The 21,447-nt window shown below is 48.2% G+C and carries 16 protein-coding genes; 10 read left to right on the forward strand and 6 right to left on the reverse strand.

The features are described from left to right. Nucleotides 1-32 precede the first annotated feature (32 nt). Nucleotides 33-2,810 carry a leucine--tRNA ligase gene (gene leuS / locus F452_RS0100960; RefSeq protein ID WP_018964394.1) on the forward strand — a complete coding sequence of 926 codons (2,778 nt, stop codon included), beginning with the start codon at nucleotides 33-35 and terminating at the stop codon, nucleotides 2,808-2,810. A 96-nt stretch (nucleotides 2,811-2,906) separates the two neighbouring features. Here the strand turns inward: leuS and F452_RS0100965 are convergent, their stop codons facing one another. The 4 genes from F452_RS0100965 to F452_RS11795 all read right to left on the reverse strand — a co-directional run bounded on the left by F452_RS0100965 (nucleotide 2,907) and on the right by F452_RS11795 (nucleotide 8,562). Continuing rightward, nucleotides 2,907-3,617 carry a Bax inhibitor-1/YccA family protein gene (locus tag F452_RS0100965; protein WP_026292076.1) on the reverse strand — a complete coding sequence of 237 codons (711 nt, stop codon included), beginning with the start codon at nucleotides 3,615-3,617 and terminating at the stop codon, nucleotides 2,907-2,909. 40 nt (nucleotides 3,618-3,657) lie between these two features. After that, on the reverse strand, nucleotides 3,658-6,012 hold the full coding sequence (locus tag F452_RS0100970) for a transglycosylase domain-containing protein (protein ID WP_018964396.1): 2,355 nt from the start codon (nucleotides 6,010-6,012) through the stop codon (nucleotides 3,658-3,660). Between the two features lie 166 nt (nucleotides 6,013-6,178). Further along, entirely contained in the window at nucleotides 6,179-8,146 is a 1,968-nt protein-coding gene (locus F452_RS0100975; protein ID WP_200880545.1) for a fructose-1,6-bisphosphatase, read from the reverse strand. A gap of 242 nt (nucleotides 8,147-8,388) precedes the next feature. Then, a complete protein-coding gene (locus tag F452_RS11795) occupies nucleotides 8,389-8,562 on the reverse strand; it encodes a DUF1661 domain-containing protein (RefSeq protein ID WP_152567408.1) in 174 nt (57 codons plus the stop codon). Here F452_RS11795 and F452_RS12515 point away from each other — a divergent pair. From F452_RS12515 to F452_RS0101005, 6 genes are all read left to right on the forward strand, one after another. Then, a complete protein-coding gene (locus tag F452_RS12515) occupies nucleotides 8,531-8,599 on the forward strand; it encodes a DUF1661 domain-containing protein (RefSeq protein ID WP_230587235.1) in 69 nt (22 codons plus the stop codon). The two genes, F452_RS11795 and F452_RS12515, sit on opposite strands and share 32 nt — an antisense overlap. Before the next feature lie 167 nt (nucleotides 8,600-8,766). Further along, nucleotides 8,767-9,303, forward strand: a complete 537-nt coding sequence (locus F452_RS0100985; protein WP_018964399.1) for a phosphoribosyltransferase — start codon at nucleotides 8,767-8,769, stop codon at nucleotides 9,301-9,303. Further along, nucleotides 9,304-9,888: an adenylate kinase gene (locus tag F452_RS0100990; RefSeq protein ID WP_018964400.1), complete on the forward strand. Its 585-nt coding sequence runs from the start codon at nucleotides 9,304-9,306 to the stop codon at nucleotides 9,886-9,888. Between the two features lie 9 nt (nucleotides 9,889-9,897). Then, on the forward strand, nucleotides 9,898-11,082 hold the full coding sequence (gene obgE / locus F452_RS0100995) for a GTPase ObgE (protein ID WP_018964401.1): 1,185 nt from the start codon (nucleotides 9,898-9,900) through the stop codon (nucleotides 11,080-11,082). Continuing rightward, nucleotides 11,048-11,779, forward strand: coding sequence for a B3/B4 domain-containing protein (locus F452_RS0101000; RefSeq protein ID WP_018964402.1), 732 nt, complete (start codon nucleotides 11,048-11,050; stop codon nucleotides 11,777-11,779). The genes obgE and F452_RS0101000 overlap by 35 nt, the downstream gene beginning before the upstream one ends. A 40-nt stretch (nucleotides 11,780-11,819) precedes the next feature. Then, nucleotides 11,820-14,438, forward strand: coding sequence for a DUF5686 and carboxypeptidase-like regulatory domain-containing protein (locus tag F452_RS0101005; RefSeq protein WP_033317102.1), 2,619 nt, complete (start codon nucleotides 11,820-11,822; stop codon nucleotides 14,436-14,438). A 70-nt stretch (nucleotides 14,439-14,508) separates the two neighbouring features. On the opposite strand, the gene F452_RS0101010 is transcribed toward F452_RS0101005, so the two are convergent. Further along, on the reverse strand, nucleotides 14,509-16,050 hold the full coding sequence (locus F452_RS0101010; RefSeq protein ID WP_080637662.1) for a T9SS type A sorting domain-containing protein: 1,542 nt from the start codon (nucleotides 16,048-16,050) through the stop codon (nucleotides 14,509-14,511). A gap of 407 nt (nucleotides 16,051-16,457) precedes the next feature. Here F452_RS0101010 and F452_RS0101015 point away from each other — a divergent pair, with 407 nt between their 5' ends. Together F452_RS0101015 and F452_RS0101020 are read left to right on the forward strand one after the other, a co-directional pair. Then, entirely contained in the window at nucleotides 16,458-18,989 is a 2,532-nt protein-coding gene (locus F452_RS0101015) for a C10 family peptidase (protein WP_026292078.1), read from the forward strand. Between the two features lie 371 nt (nucleotides 18,990-19,360). Beyond that, complete coding sequence (locus F452_RS0101020) at nucleotides 19,361-21,031, forward strand: peptidylarginine deiminase PPAD (RefSeq protein WP_018964406.1); 1,671 nt, start codon at nucleotides 19,361-19,363, stop codon at nucleotides 21,029-21,031. 153 nt (nucleotides 21,032-21,184) lie between these two features. Here F452_RS0101020 and F452_RS13155 read toward each other — a convergent pair whose 3' ends face one another. Beyond that, nucleotides 21,185-21,328, reverse strand: a complete 144-nt coding sequence (locus F452_RS13155; RefSeq protein WP_235314715.1) for a DUF1661 domain-containing protein — start codon at nucleotides 21,326-21,328, stop codon at nucleotides 21,185-21,187. On the opposite strand from F452_RS13155, the gene F452_RS12525 reads away from it, so the two are divergent. Next, nucleotides 21,300-21,446, forward strand: a complete 147-nt coding sequence (locus tag F452_RS12525; RefSeq protein ID WP_244263757.1) for a DUF1661 domain-containing protein — start codon at nucleotides 21,300-21,302, stop codon at nucleotides 21,444-21,446. The genes F452_RS13155 and F452_RS12525 overlap by 29 nt on opposite strands. Nucleotide 21,447: the final 1 nt, after the last annotated feature.

Raw genomic sequence — 21,447 nt, forward strand, 5'->3', positions numbered from 1 at the left:
TAGTAGTTAATCGATCGAAGAGATAAGGTATTATGGAATATAACTTTCAGGAAATAGAAAAGCGCGTGCAGCAACAGTGGCGCAAAGACAAGGTTTACCGCGTTACGGAAGACACGAGTAAAAAACCTTTCTACGTGCTCGACATGTTTCCGTATCCTTCCGGAGCAGGACTGCACGTAGGGCATCCACTTGGTTATATAGCCTCCGATATTTTTTCGCGCTATAAGCGTTTGCGTGGATTCAATGTATTGCATCCGATGGGATATGATGCATTCGGCCTACCTGCCGAACAATATGCCATCCAAACCGGCCAACACCCCGAAAAAACAACAGAAGAAAATACAGCTCGCTATCGCGAGCAGCTGGACAAAATCGGCTTTTCGTACGATTGGGAACGCGAGATTCGTACTTGTGATCCGAATTATTACAAATGGACGCAGTGGGCCTTCCTAAAGATGTTCGACTCGTACTACTGCAATCAAGCACAGCAGGCACGACCGATAAGCGAGCTGATTGAAGTTTTTGCCCGACAAGGCAATGGAGGTCTCGATGTGGCATGCAGCGAAGGAGTCCATTTTACTGCGGAGGAGTGGACAGCCATGAGCGAAAAAGAACAACAAGAGATACTCATGAATTATCGTCTGGCTTATTTGGGTGACACGATGGTCAATTGGTGTCCGGCCCTCGGTACCGTATTGGCTAACGACGAAGTCAAGGACGGAGTAAGCGAGCGCGGTGGACACCCCGTGGAGCAAAAGAAGATGCGCCAGTGGTGTCTGCGTGTATCGGCCTATGCCGAGCGTTTGCTGCATGATCTTGAGACACTGGATTGGACTGAATCGTTGAAAGAGACACAGCGCAATTGGATCGGACGATCCGAAGGAGCTGAAATGGAGTTCCGTCTGGCCGGTAAGGATTGCACATTTACGATTTTTACTACCAGAGCCGACACAATATTCGGCGTCACGTTTATGGTATTGGCTCCTGAGAGCGAATTGGTTGAGGAAGTAACGACAGAGGAGCAACGCACTGCTGTAGAGACTTATCTGACAGAAACAAAGCGACGAACAGAGCGTGAGCGAATATCCGACAAACGAGTCTCAGGAGTTTTCTCCGGCAGTTATGCCATCAATCCTCTTACCGGTAAGGAAATTCCTATTTGGATCAGCGATTATGTATTGGCTGGATATGGCACAGGAGCCATTATGGCCGTACCGGCTCATGACACACGCGACTTTGCCTTTGCGCGCCATTTCGATCTTCCCATCGTCCAAGTTGTGATACCCGAGGGAGAAGCTTCTACCGATCCTGCCACATGGGAGGATGCCAAAGACAGTAAGAGCGGTATAATGGTCAATTCCGATTTCCTGAATGGCCTTTCGGTAGAAGATGCCATAGCTCGCACCAAGGAGTATATCAGAGAAAAGCAATTAGGCCGCGTGAAGGTGAACTACCGTCTGCGCGATGCTATCTTCAGCCGCCAGCGTTATTGGGGGGAACCTTTCCCCATCTATTACAAGGAGGGTATGCCTTATGCGCTGGATGAGGATCGACTGCCACTCCGATTGCCGGAGGTAGATAAATTCCTTCCTACGGAAAGTGGTGAACCGCCCCTTGGAAGAGCTACCGGCTGGCATACAGCCGAAGGTTATCCATACGAACTGAGCACAATGCCCGGATTTGCCGGTAGCAGTGCTTACTATCTGCGGTATATGGATCCGCAAAACGATACTGCACTCGTCAGCCGATCAGCGAATGAATATTGGCGTCACGTCGATCTATACATCGGTGGGACGGAGCACGCTACAGGACACCTGATTTACAGCCGCTTCTGGAACAAATTCCTCTTTGACCTCGGTATCGTATGCGAAGCCGAACCTTTCCGCAAGCTGGTGAATCAGGGAATGATCCAAGGACGCTCCAACTTCGTCTATCGGATCAAAAATACCAATACATTCGTCAGCTATGGACTGCGCGAGCAATATGAGGTGACTCCACTCCATGTAGATGTCAATATCGTATCGAACGATCAGCTTGACATAGATCGTTTCCGCGCATGGCGTCCGGAGTACGCTTCGGCTGAGTTTATCCTTGAAGAAGGCAAGTACATCTGCGGATGGGCTATTGAGAAGATGAGTAAGTCCATGTTCAACGTCGTCAATCCCGATGATATTATTGCTCGTTATGGAGCCGATACTCTGCGACTCTACGAAATGTTCCTCGGCCCGCTGGAGCAGAGCAAGCCTTGGGACACTAACGGTATCGATGGTGTACACCGCTTTTTGAAAAAGTTCTGGGCGTTGTACTACAATGCAGATGGTATACGCGTCACCGATACGGTACCGACGAAAGAGGAGCTGAAGAGCTTGCACAAACTCATCAAAAAGGTAGGACAGGATATTGAATCTTTTTCTTTCAATACTTCGATACCCGCCTTCATGATTTGCGTGAACGAGCTGACAGCGGCCAAAACCACTTCTCGGACCATACTATGCCCGCTGCTGACAGTACTCTCTCCCTTTGCACCGCATATCACCGAGTGGCTGTGGCAGGAACTGGGAGCGGAAGGCAGTATCGTAACTGCAGCTTGGCCTGAATACAATGAAGAGTATCTGGTGGAGAGCTGTGTACGCTATCCGGTGAGTTTCAATGGCAAAGTTCGCTTCAATATCGAACTGCCGGCAGATATGAGCAAAGAGGATGTAGAGCAAGCAGCCATTTCTGCTCCCGAAGCAGCACGTTGGCTCGAAGGCAAGAGTCCGAAAAAAGTCATTGTAGTCCCGGGAAGAATCGTCAATGTCGTTGTATAACGGCTATTTACTAAATTATTCCCAATAAAAAGCCCTGCCAACGATCTGAGTTGGCAGGGCTTTTTATTGCTGTTTCTGTCTTTTCTGTTCAGCTCTTTAGTCCCTTCGGCCGAAGAAGCGAAGCAGATAGAGGAAGAGATTGATGAAGTCGAGATAGAGCGTCAGGGCTCCCATCAGGGCTACTTTGCGAGCTACATCTCCCTCTTCGAATCCTTGCATTTGCGCCAGCATCTGCTTGATTTTGTTCACATCGAAAGCGGTAAGACCTGTAAAGATGATAACTCCAAGAATAGAGATGATAAAGCCCATAGCATTCGAGCGGAGGAACAGATTCACGACAGTGGCCAAAATCAAACCGATCAGGAGCATAAAGAAAATACTACCCCACTTGCTCAAATCTTTTTTGGTAAAATATCCCCACAGAGCCATCGCGCCGAACATGCCGGCTGTGATAAAGAAGGTGGCCGCTATGCTCGTCATTGTGTACACGATAAAAATACTGCTGAGCGTCACCCCATTCAGAATCGAATAGATCGTAAACAGAAGAGAAGCAGTGAAGAATGACATCTTACCGATACGTGCCGAGAGTATAAAGACCAAGGCCAACTCTGCAATGATCAATCCCCACAGCAAACCGGGATTCATTATCATCGTATATATCAACGAACTCTTAGCTACAAGCATGGCTGTAAGAGCTGTGATACCGAGAGCACCAAACATCCAAGTAAAGACATGGCGCATAGTTGTCGTTTGGAGCGTGCTATCCACATAGACAGTGGATGAGTTGCGCAATTCGTTAAAGTTCATAGCGTTTCGTTATTTGCTTTAGTGATTATATTTTCTATGGTTATTCAACAAGGATTTCAGGCAAAGGTTCTACTACTTCACCGCCTCCCGCATCGAAATACTCTACATCCTGATCCATCATGCACGGCTGGAAATCCTTTGGGAAATCGAACTTCTCTTCCAAAGTATACCCCAGCTTAGGATCGGCATATACACGCTTGAGGAATTCGGCGAAGATAGGCAAGGCAGAAGCTGCCCCCTGTCCGTGCGACATGGAGTCGAAATGCACAGACCGATCCTCGCCACCGACCCAACAGCCGGCCACGAGAGAAGGAGTAAAGCCCACGAACCAACCATCACTGTTATTCTGTGTGGTACCCGTCTTTCCTCCCATATCGAGTTTGAATCCGTAGCGATACCTTAGTCTGCTACCGGTACCGCCATCGACCACGGACTTCAGCATATAGAGCATCTTATATGCGGCATCGGTCGGAAGCACTTCCACCATATTCGGTGAGAACTGAGCCACCACATTCCCATACTGATCCTCTATTCGCGTTATGGGCAGGGGATTCACCCGAATACCCTTATTGACAAAGGTGGTATAGGCACTCACCATCTCCTGCACCGAAACGTCCGGCGTACCCAAACAGATAGAGAGACTGGGCTCCAAATATCCGCTCAGGCCGTAAGACCTCAACAGGCGGACAAAAGTGTAGGGAGAGGTACGTCCCATCAGATAGGCCGTAACCCAGTTGGAAGAGTTCTGCAGTCCCCATTTGATACTGACCATTTCGCCCGTCCGTCTGGCACCCACATTCTTCGGTGTCCAAGCTTTTCCGGATTCGGTGAATAAGGTCTGGGATACATGGAGCATCTCATCGCATGGCGATATTCCTTCGAGCATGGAAAGGGAGTAGAGGAATGGTTTGATGGTTGATCCCACCTGACGACGCCCTTGACTAACCATATCATACTGGAAATTGCGGAAATTGATTCCTCCCACATACGCCTTTATATGTCCGTTGTGCGGATTCATGGCCATGAATCCTGTTCGCAGGATTCCCTTGAGATACTTGATGGAGTCGAGCGGCGACATTACCGTATCGATCGTTCCTCGCCAATTCCAAACCTGCATCTTTCGTTTCTTGTTGAAAGAAGCACGGATTTCGGACTCCGATATACCGGCTTTCTTCATCTCTCGCCAGCGGTCGGTTTGCTTCATGGCTCGGAGCAAAATACTTTGCTGCTCGTCCGAAGTAATATCTCTGGAAAAAGGAGCGTACGAACGTCCTCTCTTTTCTTTGTCGAATATCGGCTGCAATACCTCTTTCATCTGCTTGGCCACAGCCTCTTCCGCATACTGCTGCATCCTCAGATCTATGGTCGTATAGATCTTGAGACCATCGGTATAGATGTTATAGTTGGAGCCGTCAGCCTTCTTATTCTTATTGCACCAGCCATATACAGGATCCGTCTCCCAAGCAATGGAATCGGCACGATACTGATCGTCCTGCCAAGCCAAATAATTTTTGCGCTCAGGCTTTTTGGCCATAAGTACTTGCCTCAGACGCTCCCTGAAATAAGGAGCCTCGCCATCGCGATGCGTGATCCGGTGAAATGATGTAACCAATGGAAGCTTTTGGAGCGAATCGCGCTCCGCTTTTGTCAGATACTTGGCCTTGTACATCTGCTCCAAAACGATATTGCGCCGTCCTCGGCAACGTTCCACCTCGCCATGCAAAACGGGATTATAATAAGCCGGATTCTTGCACATACCGACCAGAACGGCAGCCTCCTCTATCTTCAAATCAGCCGGCTGCTTGCCGAAGTAGGTATAAGCCGCAGACTTGATCCCAACGGCATTGTACAGGAAGTCGAAGTAGTTGAGATACATAGTGATGATCTCCTCCTTCGTATAAAAACGCTCCAGCTTCACGGCAATAACCCACTCGATCGGCTTCTGGAAGAGACGTCCGAGTTTGGTCTCCGTCCGTGGCGAATACAGGAGTTTGGCCAATTGCTGGGTAATGGTACTGCCCCCTCCACCGCTTTTTTGATTGAGGATACCGCGTTTGACCACGGCACGGAACAGACCTTTGCTGTCTATCCCCGAATGCTTCCGGAAGCGAACATCCTCCGTAGCGATGAGAGCCTTGATCAGATTGGGGGAAATCTCGTTGTATCCGGTATATATCCGGTTGTCACCGCTATGGGCGTAAGAACCGAATACCTTCCCATCGGCAGAAATAAGCTGCGATGCGTACTTGTCGATAGGATTCTGCAAATGCTCGATAGGCGGCATATAGCCGATCATACCGGTAGCAATGAGCAGAAACAGAATGCCGATAACAGCCCAACCGGCAATGAAGACGGTCCAGAGTATCCGAACGATCTTATTGGTTAGTTTACTCAACGTCGTATTATCTATGAATTAGAAATATCGGGCGCAGATGCTGCTGCTCCTAATCATTATCATTATCTGAAGTAGTCGGCCAATCGGGAGAATGGAAGAGGAATGGCATATCCATCATCCCCCTCCGATCCAATCCGAGATTAGAGCCACTCTTTGTCTCTTCCGACTATTTTTTCCGTTCCTTGATCAGTCCGTAACTGTACGCCTGAAGGAGCTTTTTGAGGTTTTCGACCTGTTTGCTCAGCAAGCGGCCATTGTCCGTATCCTTCACCAGCATACGATGGGATGTGACCTCACGTACCACCGTAATACTCTTGATGTCCTCCATCTCTTCGATAGCCTTGCGTGTGGAGCTAAACGGTTCGTGCTGCACAAGATGCAGTCCCTGAGAGTTGAATATCAGCGTATAGCCGGCGATCCCCGTACTTGACTGATATGCCTTGCTGAATCCGCCATCTATCAACATCAGTTTGCCTTCAGCTCCGATAGGAAGCTCCCCTTTCTTGGCCTTCACCGGCACGTGCCCATTGATAATATGCGTATCGGGACCTTCGAGTCCAAACTCTTTGAGGATCATCTCACAAACGGCTTTCTCCTGACGATAAACGTAGTAGTAACCCTTTTCCTCATGATGCGTAGCCTTATCTTCGATGAAGTAACGCTCGAAAGTAGTCATCATAGCCTTGTCGAAAAGAGGAGAGTCCGGTCCGCACCAGAGATACCACATGTAGTCCACAGCCGCAAGTTTCTGATCGCTTTTCTCGGGAGCCACATACGCGGTACGGATCATCTCTTCCACCTTGTCGAGCAATTCGCGTCCGGCATAGGTCTTGTCCCCTACCCGTACCTTCTTGAGCGACTTATCCTTGTTCAGAGGGATGGAAGCGTGGTAGAGCAGATTCATATTATACGTCAGGTACATACTGCCGTGACGATAGAGACATTTGAGATGGTTTTGCAGCTTTTCACTCCGCATAAAACAGCCCATCAGCCGATCTACGATATTCTGCTCCTGCTCTGTCAGCGCATACGGATCGGCCGGATCGACGGTCGGGAAGTTCATATCCAGCATCGGATATACGCCACTCGACAGCTTGATGGTACCATCGGTGAAGTTCACCAGATGGAACAAATCCCGATCGTCCATCTTGTACTCCAGATGACGGGCTATGATCTGGTGCTCCAGCTTGAACTGAATCACAGATATGGCTTTGTGCATCTGACTGATCAGATAGACACTCTTGTCATCATACGTCTGGTCGGCCTGAGCCAGTTTGGGCTTGAACACGGTACAGGGATCGTCCGCATAAGTGTCCATAGCGAAACGCGCCAAAGGCAAAAGGTTGATGCCGTACCCACTCTCCAGCGTATCCAAATTGGCATAGCGCAGTGCTATACGCACCACATTGGCCATACAGGAGGCATTGCCCACGGCAGCTCCCATCCAGAGCATATCATGATTGCCCCACTGGATATCGAAATGATGATACTTCATAAGAGCATCCATGATGATATGTGCTCCGGGGCCACGGTCGAAGACATCCCCTACTACGTGCAGATGGTCGATGACCAGCCGCTGGATGGTCTCGCTGATGGCGATAATAAAGTCATCGGCGCGTCCGGTGGATATTATAGAGGAAAAGATGCTGCTGATATAAGCCGATTTGTTGGGATTGACACCATCTTCGTGGAGCAGCTCCTGAATGATATAGCTGTACTTGGGAGGAAGGGTCTTGCGTACCTTGGAGCGAGTGTACTTTTCCGCGGCTTTCTGGCACACTTTGATCAGCTGATTCAGCGTGACCATGTACCAGTCCTCCATCCGTTCATCGCTTTGCTTCACGAGTTCGAGTTTCTCGCGAGGATAATAGATCAAGGTACAGAGCTCTCGCTTCTGATTCTGGCGCAACTGACCGCCGAAGACTTCGTCCACCTTTCTGCGAATACTGCCGGATGCATTTTTGAGCACATGAATAAAGGCTTCATATTCGCCGTGAATATCGGCCAGAAAGTGTTCTGTTCCTTTAGGCAGATTCAATATAGCTTCGAGATTAATGATCTCCGTAGCCACCTCCGTCGCAGTCGGAAAGCTCTCCGAAAGCAATTCCAAATAATCCAAATCGTGCTTGAGCATCTGCACGGTCTGCGTCTTATCGTTAGCCATGTGGTGCAAAATTTTTGGTTTATAATTCTTCCAAAGGTACAGACTTTTCCATGCAACCGACTCTTTTCGGGAAAATTCACGGTTATTTCCATTCCGTCCAAGAACCTCTCCACAGAGAAAAAGTCGCCATTATGCTATTAGAAATCAACGGAAAAGAACCTGCCTCTGACTTATATAAACGAACCGGAGTGTAGCATATGTGGCAGCTGTTTTTATCTGATCCGGCCTACTTTCGGCAGCGCATATCGCCCTTGCAGGTACATGTCCATAACCTGCCGATATAAAAACACGAACCGAAAACGCTCCGATTGCGGTGCGTGTTTTCTGAAAAAGTGGAACCGCAACTTTTTCGCTGTGGCGCGTATTTTTTTTACTTCTCGCGCCACAGCGAAAAAATTCTCGCGCCACGTTTTTAGGAGGTAGAAACATAAAAATTTCGGAGCGTAAACTATTAGGACACGAGATTAGGGAGATCATCCCAAACGCATCCTTATACAATCGCATCCTTACATATAATAAGCCGAGCCGTTTCTATAGCTGCCCTATGCAAAATGGCTATATTTGCACGCACAATAAAGTCATTGCGACAAATGAGAACAGTCAAACTGAAAGACAAAGAGTTTGAGATTTACATTCCGGCGACTCGCATACATGAAGCCATTAAGAGGATGGCTGCCGAGATCAAACGGGATCTGCATGGGGACAACCCCCTATTCGTCTGTATCATGAACGGCTCGTTTATGTTTGCGGCCGGACTGATGCAGGCTCTCGATGAGAGCTATCAAGTGGATTTCGCACGCTACTCCAGCTATTGCGGCACGCAGAGCACATTCGTACTCAAAGAGATTATGCCCGTGACGGCCGATATGCGTGGGAGGACGGTGGTCATCGTGGAGGATCTGATCGACTCGGGCTATACGATGAGTTGCGTAAAGGAGAAATTCTACGAACTCGGGGCCAAAGAGGTACGCATAGCAGCCATGCTGACCAAACCCGCTGCACTCAAATGCGACATCCATGCCGATTACGTGGGTCTGGAGATCGGCAATGACTTTATCGTAGGACACGGCCTTGACTATGATGATCTGGGACGCATGTACCAGGACATCTATAAAATAAAAGAATAGATGCTAAACGTACTTATCTTCGGTGCCCCCGGTTCCGGTAAGGGCACCCAAAGCGAAGAGCTGATCCGTCGATATGGATTCCGGCATATTTCTACCGGAGAGTTGCTTCGTGCCGAGATTAAGGCCCAGACCGAACTGGGCCAAGCAGCAGCCGGCTACATCAATGAGGGACACCTCGTACCTGACAGCCTGATCGTGGACATGATGGAAAAGCTCATCAGCACTCTGGCCGGTGCCGAGGGGATTATTTTCGACGGATTTCCGCGTACCATTCCCCAAGCAGAAGCCATGGAGACGATGCTCGCACGTCATGGATGGAAGGTGGACATAGTGCTGAATCTGCAAGTACCCGAGGAAATGCTCATCGAACGCCTCCTGAACAGAGGAAAGATCAGCGGCCGATCGGACGACAATATCGATACCATTCGCAGGCGTCTGGAAGTATATGCCGACGAGACTGCACCATTGGTAGATTTCTATACCCGGAAGAATGTACTGCACAACGTGGTAGGTACGGGGACGATAGAAGAGATCGCCTTGCGTATCAGCCCCATTGTGGACAAGTTCCACAAAACCTCCAACTAAATCCATCATATGGCAGCAGAGTCCAATTTCGTTGATTACGTCAAGATATACTGCCGTTCGGGCAAAGGGGGGAGAGGCTCCACGCATTTCCGCAGGGAGAAGTACATTCCCAAGGGTGGCCCCGACGGAGGTGATGGAGGCCGTGGCGGACACGTCTTTCTCCGTGGCAATCGGAACTATTGGACACTGCTGCACCTGCGCTATGACCGTCATATCATGGCTACGAATGGACATAGCGGCGGAGCCAAACGAAGTACCGGAGCCAACGGAGAGGATCGTATCATAGAAGTACCCTGTGGGACAGCTGTTTACGATGCCGATACGGGTGAGTTCATCACAGACATTACCGAGCACGGGCAGCAGGTGATGCTGCTCCAAGGAGGCCGGGGCGGACACGGCAATACGTTCTTCAAGACCGCTACCAATCAGGCCCCCCGATATGCCCAACCCGGCGAGCCGGCACAGGAGCGTATGGTGATCATGCAGCTCAAGATGCTGGCCGATGTCGGTCTGGTCGGATTTCCCAATGCCGGCAAATCGACACTGCTATCCGTGCTGACTGCTGCAAAGCCGAAGATCGCCAACTATCCTTTTACTACGCTGGAGCCTAATCTCGGTATCGTAGCTTATCGGGACAAGCGATCCTTTGTGATGGCGGACATCCCGGGCATTATTGAAGGAGCTTCAGCAGGAAAAGGTCTGGGGCTGCGTTTCCTACGGCATATCGAAAGGAACGCTTTGCTCCTCTTCATGATTCCGGCCGATACGGACAACATCGCCAAGGAATACGAGATCCTCAGTCGGGAACTGGTGGCATACAACGAAGAGTTGGCACAAAAGCGCAAAGTGCTGGCCATAACGAAGTGCGACCTCATCGACGATGAGCTGTGCGAGATGCTTCGGGAGGAGCTGCCGACAGGGTTGCCCGTGGTTTTCATTTCTGCCGTAGCGCAACAGGGACTGGAAGAACTGAAAGATACCCTGTGGCGAGAGCTTAGCAGGGAGACCCTCCACGAACCGGATAGCATAGTCCGCCAAGCTCTCGATCTGACGAGCCTTACATGGGATGAGGAGGACGATTTGTTCCCGACACCGATGGAAGACGAAGAGGAGGAAGAAGATCTCGACGACATTGATTTTGATTTGGAGATCGAATACGATGACGAAGGAGACGACACACCGGATCAGCTTTGACGGTACCATTCAGCATCATTGCCCGGCTTTTCGCGTAGGGGTGATCTCTGCAAAAGTCGGCGGAGGACTGTCGCCGTCTGCTCTGATAGACGAAATGAACAGCGAGGCCGATCGGCTGGTGCAGACCTGCGAGCTATCGGCCATCAAAGAGATTCCCTCCATAGCTGCCACACGCAACTGCTACAAGCGTACCGGCAAGGATCCTAACCGCTACAGGCCATCGGCCGAACAGCTGTCCCGACGCGTGGTGCGCGGACTGGGACTTTATTACATCAACGCTTTGGTGGACATCGGCAACCTCTTATCGCTTCGCACAGGATACTCCATCGGGGTGTTCGACTGCGACAAGGTAGGCTCTGACATTGTCTTCGGTGTGGGACATACGGACGAATCTTTTGTCGGGATCGGCCGTGGCGAATTGAATATCGAAGGCTTGCCCGTCTATCGTGATGAGAACGGAGCCTTTGCCACTCCGACCAGCGACCACGAACGAACGAGCGTGGACGACAGCACGAGGAACACGCTTATTTTCATCAATGATTTCGGTGTAGACCGGACTCATTCGGACTGCCTCCAAGAAGCTATTGCCGAAGCAGTGCGCTTGCTCAAGCTTTATGCCGGTGCTTCGGACATAAATACACAGATCGTCAGTGCCGAAGATGGTGCCGATCCGGTATTTTTGACTATTCCGCATTGACCGCCCGCAGGCGGAAGACCCACTCATGCAAACATCAGCAATGTCAGCTATAAGCAGGAAGTCGGCTCTCTCACTCATCTTCCTCTCTCTTTCCTTATTGGGGATGCTACCACTCGCAGGGCAAACTCGCTTCGCCGGAGTGGTACTGGATTCGGCTACATTGGAGCCGATTCCCTATGCTTCGGTCTTCTGTGCCGACAATAAAGGAGTGGGCACGGTAACCTCTGCCGCCGGCATGTTCGACCTGACTTCTCCCCATAACGATCGGACTATCATCATCTCATCGACCGGATACAGAAGACAGACCTACTCATTACGCTCGGGCGAAAAGCGCAATATGCACTGCCGTATTCTCTTAGCTTCGGAGGAGCTGCAACTGAGCAGCGTAGTGGTCAAAGCCAAGAAACGGAAATACTCCAAGAAAAACAATCCCGCTGTGGATCTGATCCGCAAAGCCATAGCAGCCAAGGACAGCAACCGGATAGAATCGGCACCGGCGTACAGCTACCGTACATACGAAAGGATACTTGTCTCGGACGATGATTTCCGATCGGACGAAGGCTTCTTGCACCTCAAGCACGGACAGTGTGCACAATGGGCGGACAGCTCACGCTTTACAGACAGACGCATACTGCCGCTATCCATGCGAGAGAAACTGATACAGACCGAGCGACTACCCAACAAAGGCGAGCGTACGCAAGTATTGGCACGACGACTGGACGGTGTGGACGAAAAGCTGGACGAAGGCCCCCTGACCACCAATCTGGAGGAAGTATTCCGTCCGATCAATATCTACGACAACGATATTCCCATCATGCTCAGTCGCTTTCCCAGCCCGATGAGCAACACTTTTGCTACAAGTTTCTACAAGTATTTCATTGCCGATACAGTGCGAATAGAGGATGAGGATTGTATCGAAATGATTTTCTCTCCTTTCAACCCCGAGAGTGCAGGCTTTACGGGAAGGCTCTGGATCGTCAAGAGCGATTATTCGCTACGTCGGATCATCCTGAACCTGCCTATATCGAGCAATGTAAACTGGGTGACCCACCTACGCATAGCGCAAGATTTCCAACGAGTTCCCTGTATAGATGCTTCGGGACAAACGACCCGATACTATCGCGTACTGAAACGACAGGATTTTCAGGCATTATTATCGGCTGCTTCATTCATCCCTCAAGGATTGGAAGTGGAGCAGAGCCGTATCCTTTCCGACTATCGCATCGGTGAAGGAAGCATCGGCAGGGATCCGTCTTCTGTCGGTTTTATTGCTACCGATTCGGTTTACGATGCGACAGCTCCTCGCGAAACGGATGGCTACTGGAACGTAATGAGACCGGAACCGCTACCTCCCACGGGGCAAAAGCTGTTGTCTTTCATGCATTATCTCCGCAACGATCGTACATTCAAGACATCCACCACCATCGCCAAAACACTGCTGACCGGTTATCTCGGACTCCCCATTAGGATGAACGACTCTATACGCCCCAAATTTGACTTCGGGCCTGTGCATACCCTCTTCGGGGGCAACAAAATCGAGGGCTTCCGTATGCGCATAGGTGGCATGACGCTGGCCGCTCTCAATCCGCACTTTTTCGCTCAAGGTTATATTGCATACGGATTCAAGGACAAACGATGGAAGTGGAGAGGTGCTCTTACTTATTCCTCTATTCCTAAGAAGCTGTACATACAAGAATTTCCGCATCGCAATCTCTCTTTCATCGCTTCTTACGACCTATATACGCCGGGACAAGTAGTGGATCCTATCTTCAAAGACAACATAACGGTCATACTCGGTACGATGAATAATCTGCGCCGCTCCTACATCGAAGAATATCGGCTGGAATATGATAGAGACTGGGGGACTGATTTCAGTACGATCATTTGGGGAAGCCGTCGCCGAGACGAACCTGCCGGCACATTACGCTACGATCAGGTAGAGGCTGACGGTACGATACGGCCGATCCATTCGTATCGCACCACGGAGTTGGGGCTTACCCTCCGCTATGAACCGGGGCGTATTCCATATAATGGGCGGAAAGGGCCGAACACAGCGTTCAATGTAGTACGCCGATCCCCCGTGTTCGAACTGGAGCACCGTATGGCATTTTCAGGTCTGCTCGGAGGAGATTTCGGCTATCACCGCACGGAATTCCGCTACAAACATCATATATGGCTCTCTCTTTTCGGCATGCTGGATGCCTCTGTACGGGCAGGGCAAGTTTGGACACACGCTCCCTACCCTCTCTTGGAAATCCCTCCCGTCAATGAGAGTTACACGCTACAGAGCGGAGCATTCCAGTTGATGGAGCCATTGGAATTTATCGCTGACCGATACACGCAGTTCCATCTGACCTACCATTTAGAAGGTCTTATGCTCAATCGTATTCCATTCATCAAACGGTTGGCCTGGCGTGAAGTGCTTTCTCTTCATGGTATGTGGGGTGATCTTACTCCTCACAATAAACCGGGGGCTGTCGGTAGTTTCCTCTTCCCCGAGAATACTTTTCCCATGAACCGTACATGGTATTTGGAAGGAAGTGTCGGATTGGAAAATATCTTCCGACTGCTCCGCATCGAATACTTCCGGCGCTTCACACAGCAAGAGACAACCCCTAATAAATGGGGGGTCCGCGCCCGCTTCCAGATCACGTTCTAACCTGAAAAAAGAAAAGAGGGAATGCCGTTCAATCCGGCATTCCCTCTTTTCGAAGCGATTCTTACAGGAATCAGAGTTTGACGAAGCGTTCGGTCAGTACACCTGCCTCAGTCGTCAGCTCGATCACGTAGCTTCCGGCAGTCAAAGCCTTCACGTCAATCGTACGAGTATTCTTCGTAGAGAGCACCAAACGACCGGAAAGGTCGAAGATTCGTACGCCGAATTCACCTTCATACTCGATATTCAGTACGTCTTTCACAGGATTGGGATAAACTACAAACGACTTTTCTTCACCTACCATAGGAAGAACGGAAGAGGGCACGTCCGTTAAATACCGAAGTAGGACGAAAGGCGTTCCAGTAGTAGCTGAAAAAGAAGAAGCTCCTAATACTATCTTGCCATCAGCTTGCATAACTATAGCACTTGCTTCATCTGCAGCTTCGCTAAGGTCGGTTACAGTATAGCCATTTCCCCCAAAAGAGGTATTCAACTTACCATTTTTATCGACGCTCAATAACCCCAGATCGGATATACTATTCTTTACGGCGTTGAAAGCTACATAAATGTTACCTTCCGGTGAAAGGACAATACCATCCACATAAGTGGCTCCACCGTCAATCACATTCTTTTTGAAAATACCTGATTCTCCAAACGTATTATCCAACTCACCGTCTTGATTCAGGCGGAGAACTATCAGATCGTACTGCAAAGTAGGGATGCTTGCAACCCAAGAGTGACCGGCAACGACAATTTTTCCATCTTCCTGAATCTGCACGGCAGTGGCAAAGTCATGGCCGGAGCCGATAGACATGGTCTTCAATCCATTCTCCCCAAAAGAATTGTCCAATGATCCATTTTCATTGATTCGTGCAATAGCCCATTTCCAATCCGGATGTGTACCATACATGCCGACAATCACCACTTTGTTATCTTCCTGCAAAGCAATCGCTTTAGCAAAAGAAGAATTGGCACTACCTTCAATTACAATTTCACAAACGCCATCAATGCCATATGTTTTATCTATGGATCCATCAGGGTTATAGCGGAGAGTCATCATATTGTCATGGTAATAGCCAACCAGCAGCATCTTTCCATCTTTTTGAAGTACCATTTTCTCAGGAAGTGTGCTATAAGGAAAGTCTGCAAGCACAATACCATTGTTCCCAAAAGAGGTGTCCAATGTACCATCATCATTCATTCTAATCAGGAGAGGTTGGCAAATCGTATTATCAGAATCGAAGACATAGCCGCATGAAATAATTTTACCGTCAGACAAGGTAGCCGCTGCCGTAGCGAAATTGCCGTATAAAGAAGTAGGGACAAAAATCTGCTTACCTCCGTTCCCAAAAGATTGATCAAGCGATCCATCAGGGTTGTAGCGAACATAAGCAACATGCTTTTTCGTACCATTTCGAGTTGACCCCATAGCAATAATTTTGCCATTGGGCTGGATAGTAACATTGCGAACTTCATCTACGATAAAGCTACCATTACCGATAGGTGTCTGTACCACTCCGTTTGTACCGAATGTGGGATCCAAGTCACCCGACTGTTGGGCATTTGCCAATTGAAAAAACAAGGCGAATCCCAAGAGTAGTTTAATTCTTCTCATTTCGTTTTTTGGTTGAATTAGTTGTTATTAAGGACAGCATATGAGCATGCTGCATTACTTTAATGATCTATTGAAAACAGTCTTTCGGCCGCAAATATAAGGATTGTTGTATTGAATCCAATTGCATGCTAATAAGGAGCACGTCCCACCGATCAGTGCAACACTGACACATCGCCTTATATGAGTTCGGCGAAAGGGAAGTTATTTTCACCTCTTTATGCAAGACATAGCAAGCATAATATAATTCTGACGTATTATGAGTTGTAAGAATTATTCAGGCTTTTGATTTACTTTGTAAGTGGTTATGAAAAGGGATTAAGAAGCTTTTCTTCTTTCACAAAGAATCCAACGCCATCGTAGGTTGCTCTAAAGCCAAAAAATTCTCATAATTAAGAATATCATTCTCAATGAAAAAAAGTTTTTTTCTAACCATAGCAATGCTCTTAGGCTTTGCTATGACAGGGCACTCTGCTCCTATCACGAAAGAGCGAGCTTCGGCCTTAGCTCATCTGACTTTGCGACAGGCATCATTACGCACCGGACAACCAGTAGTTTCTGATAAAATTTCCATCGACTACGTCTACCGACAAGGAGATGCAGAGCGCGGTACTGTATCAGCAGAGGGCGACTCCTCGCCATATTTTTATGTAGCCAATCGCGGCACGAACGAGGGCTATGCTCTCATTGCAGCAGATGACAGAATACCGGCAGTTCTTGCCTATTCCCCCATTGGACGTTTCGACATGTACAATATGCCGGACAATCTACGTATGTGGCTACAGGTCTACGATCAGGAAATATCGATGATACTTTCGGGAAAAGCCAAGCCCAATGAAGAGATATTGCGCACGGAGGAGGTACCCGAAGAAGTACATGCTCTGATGGACAATGGCAGTTTTGCCAACGATCCGATGAGATGGAATCAGGCATATCCTTGGAATAATAAAGAGCCACTCCTACCCAATGGCAAGCATGCCTATACCGGATGTGTGGCTACAGCAACAGCACAAATCATGCGCTATCATAGCTGGCCTCTTCAGGGTGAAGGGGTATTCAATTACGACGCGGGACCACTGGTAGGCAATTGGTCCGGCACATTCGGTGAAACGTACGACTGGAGCAATATGCCCGGTAATCCGAACTTTGATAATCTGAGCGGAGCCCAAGTAGATGCTTATGCCACACTGATGCGTGATGTCAGTGCATCTGTAAACATGAATTTTTATGAAAATGGAAGTGGTACCTACAGCGTTTATGTCGTGCGAGCCTTGCGAAACAACTTTCGCTACAAACGCTCATTACAGCTACACGTACGCGCCCTATACACCGCACAGGAATGGCAGGATATGATCCGAAAGGAACTTGCCTCCTCAAGACCAGTCTACTATGCAGGAAACAACCAGAGTATGGGGCATGCTTTCGTATGCGATGGCTATGCCTCGGATGGTACTTTCCACTTCAATTGGGGCTGGGGAGGTGTTTCCAACGGCTTCTATAAACTTACACTCCTCTCTCCCACCTCACTGGGTATTGGAGGTCAGGGGATCGGATTCACTATTTATCAAGAAATCATTACGGGTATCGAACCAGCCAAAATTCCGTCCGAAGCAGGCACAGACGCTTTGCCGATTTTGGCTCTGGAAAGTATATCCACTGTGTATACCTCCGGACTAGGTTTGAATGTAGATTATTCGGTTTATAACACAGGAGAAGAAAATTCAAATCTGGACCTTGGCTATAGACTAAATAACGCCAACGGAGAAATCACTGAGGTGAAAACCTCATCCAACAACATCTTTTGGCATGGATATGGGGCGTTTTCAGAACTTTTCTTGCTGGATTCGAATGTACTTCCTCAAGGAATTAACACGATTACACTACTCTATCGTCGAACCGGCACAGAACAATGGGAACCCATACAACGCATACAGGGGGGATATGTAAATAGTATTAAAGTAAATACGACAGATCCGAACAATGTCGTAGTGACAGTAGACGATAATAAGGGCGAACTCAGCATCATCCCCAATAGTCTCATCGCAGATCTCAATTCTTACGAGCAGAGTTCTATAACCGTGCGATTCAGTAGCGATAGCCCGGACGAAATCCGCACACCGGTAGCTTTTGCTCTATCTACGGGAGTTACAGCAGACAATCTCATACCATTGGGTTGGATAATGGCCGAGGTACCGGGCGGCAGCAATGACTATCCGGTTGTTTTCTCGACAGAAGTTCTGACTCTTATGGAAGGTGATTATACTTTATGGTATAGGTTTTCTGCCAAAGAAGGAGTGGATGAATGGAAAAAAATAGAACGAGTATCTGTAAATACACCGAGTGTGTACACACATCCGCTATTCGAGGTGAATCATAACCAAACTTCTTCCTATATGCTGGACATGGCTGATGATAGAGCATTGCCACCTTTTACGGTAAAAAATATTGGATTGCCCTTCAACGGTAATTTGGTCGTTATCTTCCGCCAAACACAATCCTCTTCGGGATCCTTATTGGTAGCCCAAGAAACAGCGCATATCCAGCAGGGGGAAACCTTCGTGTATAAGCCCCATGTGGAAGGTTCTATCCCCGATGGCACTTATCGTGCGACGCTCCATGCATTCGTAAATGGACAACCACAGTTGTACCTAAAAGGCAGAAAAAGCTATACGGTAAAGATCGTTAACGGTACAGCAGTGGAAGCGATAGCCTCTACAGAGAAGATCAGCGTATTCCCTCGCCCGGCAAAGGACTACGTTGAAATATCTGCTCCCACCGTTCCGCAAGAGACTGCTATCATTCTTTTCGATATGTCTGGCAGGATTGTTCTAAAGAGCAGTTTATCAACAGGATATGGCAAAATGAATATCAGCCACCTTCCCAATGGCACCTACATTCTTAAGGTCAATCGACACACGACAAAAATCAATGTAGCACATTAAGAAGATATAACAACCAAGTACAATTATAATAGTAGCAGAAAGAGAGCGGATGTGGAAGATTATCTTCACACATCCGCTCTCTTCTTTATATATTCTTGTATAAGTGATACATTCATGTAGTAATAGAGGATTCCATTTTATTTGAATACACAAAAATCAAGAAAACAGGCCTGCTATATTTCATATTGACTGATTTCTTCTAATTTTACGCACGATAATCAAGCAGAAAACCTATTACCGAATCAAAGCAACTGAGGTTGAATCCGTGTAAGGATATTTCTCAAATTACCGCCAATCGGTGATCGCCGTCATTTTCCTGAAATATTAAGACATGCTTAAGAAACATACTCATAACACAAAACGTATCTGAAATGAAAAAGCTTTTACAGGCTAAAGCCTTGATGCTGGCATTGGGACTCTTCCAACTGCCGGCAATCGCCCAAACGCAAACGCAAACGAACGGAAGAAACTATCAGTTTGCAACAGAAGAGATGCAACGAGCATTCCAGGAAACGAATCCCCCTGCAGGCCCTGTGCGTGCTATCGCTGAGTACGAACGCTCCGCAGCCGTTTTGGTACGCTATCCGTTCGGTATCCCAATGGAATTGATCAAAGAGCTCGCCAAGAACGACAAGGTGATTACCATCGTGGCAAATGAAACCCAAAAAAATACCGTTACAACCCAATACACCCAAAACGGTGTGAATCTCTCTAATTGCGATTTCATCATTACTCACACCGACTCTTATTGGACACGCGACTATACCGGTTGGTTCATAATGTACGACACGAACAAGGTAGGTCTCGTGGACTTTATTTATAACCGCCCTCGTCCTAACGATGACGATTTCCCCAAATATGAAGCACAATATCTGGGAATCGAGATGTTCGGCATGAAGCTCAAGCAGACCGGTGGTAACTACATGACAGACGGATATGGATCCGCTGTACAGTCACATATCGCATATACGGAGAACCCCTCTCTATCTCAAGCACAAGTAAATCAAAAGATGAAAGACTATCTCGGCATTACACACCATGATGTGGTGCAGGATCCGAACAATACTTATATCGACCATGTGGACTGTTGGGGTAAGTATCTGGCACCGAACAAAATCCTCATCAGGAAAGTACCCAACAATCATGCTCAGTACCAAGCTCTGGAAGATATGGCAGCCTACTTCGCAGCACAGACCTGCGCATGGGGAACGAAGTACGAGATATACCGTGTTCTGGCCACCAATGAACAGCCGTACACGAACTCTCTGATTCTGAACAACAGAGTATTTGTTCCTGTCAATGGCCCCGCTTCCGTGGACAACGATGCTCTGAATGTCTATAAGACAGCAATGCCCGGTTACGAAATTATAGGTATTAAAGGAGCTCCGGGAACACCATGGTTAGGAACAGATGCCCTGCACTGTCGTACTCACGAAGTAGCAGATAAGGGCTATCTCTATATCAAGCACTATCCGATACTTGGCGAACAGGCCGGTCCTAATTATAAGATCGAAGCAGACGTCATCTCATGCGCCAATGCTACTATATCACCGGTACAATGCTACTACCGTATCAACGGTTCCGGTGGCTTTAACGCTGTAGATATGACCATGGAGTCTACAGGTCACTATACATACAGCTTTACAGGTCTCAACAAGAATGATAAGGTAGAATACTATATCTCTGCCGCAGACAATAGTGGTCGCAAAGAGACTTATCCCTTTATCGGCGAACCCGATCCTTTCAAATTTACATGTATGAACGAAACCAATACATGCACTGTCACCGGAGCTGCCAAGACTCTTCGTGCATGGTTCAATGCCGATCGTTCAGAGCTGGCTGTCTCTGTCAGTTTGAATGCTGCCGGCACATACCGGATCAAGCTATACAATACGCTGGGAGAAGAAGTCGCTGCGATGGACAAAGACTTAGTAGCAGGAACAAGTGTCTTCAGTATGGACGTATTTTCCCATGCTCCGGGTACTTACGTTTTGGTTGTTGAAGGAAACGGTATCCGTGAAACGATGAAGATCGTCAAATAAGACCTTACGGGAAAGAGTATTCTGAGAATAAACTTCCCCAAGTAGAAAAAATAGGGCTGTGTGGATTTTTCTCCGCACAGCCTTTTTTCTTTGAGTCATTTACACACGAAATGATAGCCCGACACCGGAGACGTCATCGACTCTCTCCATTTATCAATTTAGAATCATCTGAATAATATGCCATGAAAGGCCATAGCGAGAACCCCGGTAGACAAACAAACGAATGGATCTATGGTCTCCAAAAACGTGGCGCGGGAAGTTTTTCGTTCTGGCGCGAGAATTTTTTACTTCCCACACCAGAACGAAAAACTTCCCGCGCCACGTTTTCAGAAAACTCAGACCCCAATCGGAGCATTTTCGGGCTCGCAATTTCTCTGCCTATAAAATTCGAAGGCCCTTTACTTCATCCGCTTAGA

Source organism: Porphyromonas gulae DSM 15663 (genome assembly GCF_000378065.1).
Classification (GTDB): Bacteria; Bacteroidota; Bacteroidia; order Bacteroidales; family Porphyromonadaceae; genus Porphyromonas; species Porphyromonas gulae.

Bases quoted from the DNA above. Each gene is read 5' to 3' on its own strand.
- leuS (WP_018964394.1), top strand. From the start codon at position 33: ATGGAATATAACTTTCAGGAAATAGAAAAGCGCGTGCAGCAACAGTGG.
- F452_RS0101015 (WP_026292078.1), top strand. From the start codon at position 16,458: ATGAAAAAAAGTTTTTTTCTAACCATAGCAATGCTCTTAGGCTTTGCT.
- obgE (WP_018964401.1), top strand. From the start codon at position 9,898: ATGGCAGCAGAGTCCAATTTCGTTGATTACGTCAAGATATACTGCCGT.
- F452_RS0100965 (WP_026292076.1), bottom strand. From the start codon at position 3,617: ATGAACTTTAACGAATTGCGCAACTCATCCACTGTCTATGTGGATAGC.
- F452_RS0100990 (WP_018964400.1), top strand. From the start codon at position 9,304: ATGCTAAACGTACTTATCTTCGGTGCCCCCGGTTCCGGTAAGGGCACC.
- F452_RS0101000 (WP_018964402.1), top strand. From the start codon at position 11,048: ATGACGAAGGAGACGACACACCGGATCAGCTTTGACGGTACCATTCAG.
- F452_RS0100985 (WP_018964399.1), top strand. From the start codon at position 8,767: ATGAGAACAGTCAAACTGAAAGACAAAGAGTTTGAGATTTACATTCCG.
- F452_RS0100975 (WP_200880545.1), bottom strand. From the start codon at position 8,146: ATGCTCAAGCACGATTTGGATTATTTGGAATTGCTTTCGGAGAGCTTT.
- F452_RS0101005 (WP_033317102.1), top strand. From the start codon at position 11,820: ATGTCAGCTATAAGCAGGAAGTCGGCTCTCTCACTCATCTTCCTCTCT.
- F452_RS0101020 (WP_018964406.1), top strand. From the start codon at position 19,361: ATGAAAAAGCTTTTACAGGCTAAAGCCTTGATGCTGGCATTGGGACTC.
- F452_RS0101010 (WP_080637662.1), bottom strand. From the start codon at position 16,050: ATGAGAAGAATTAAACTACTCTTGGGATTCGCCTTGTTTTTTCAATTG.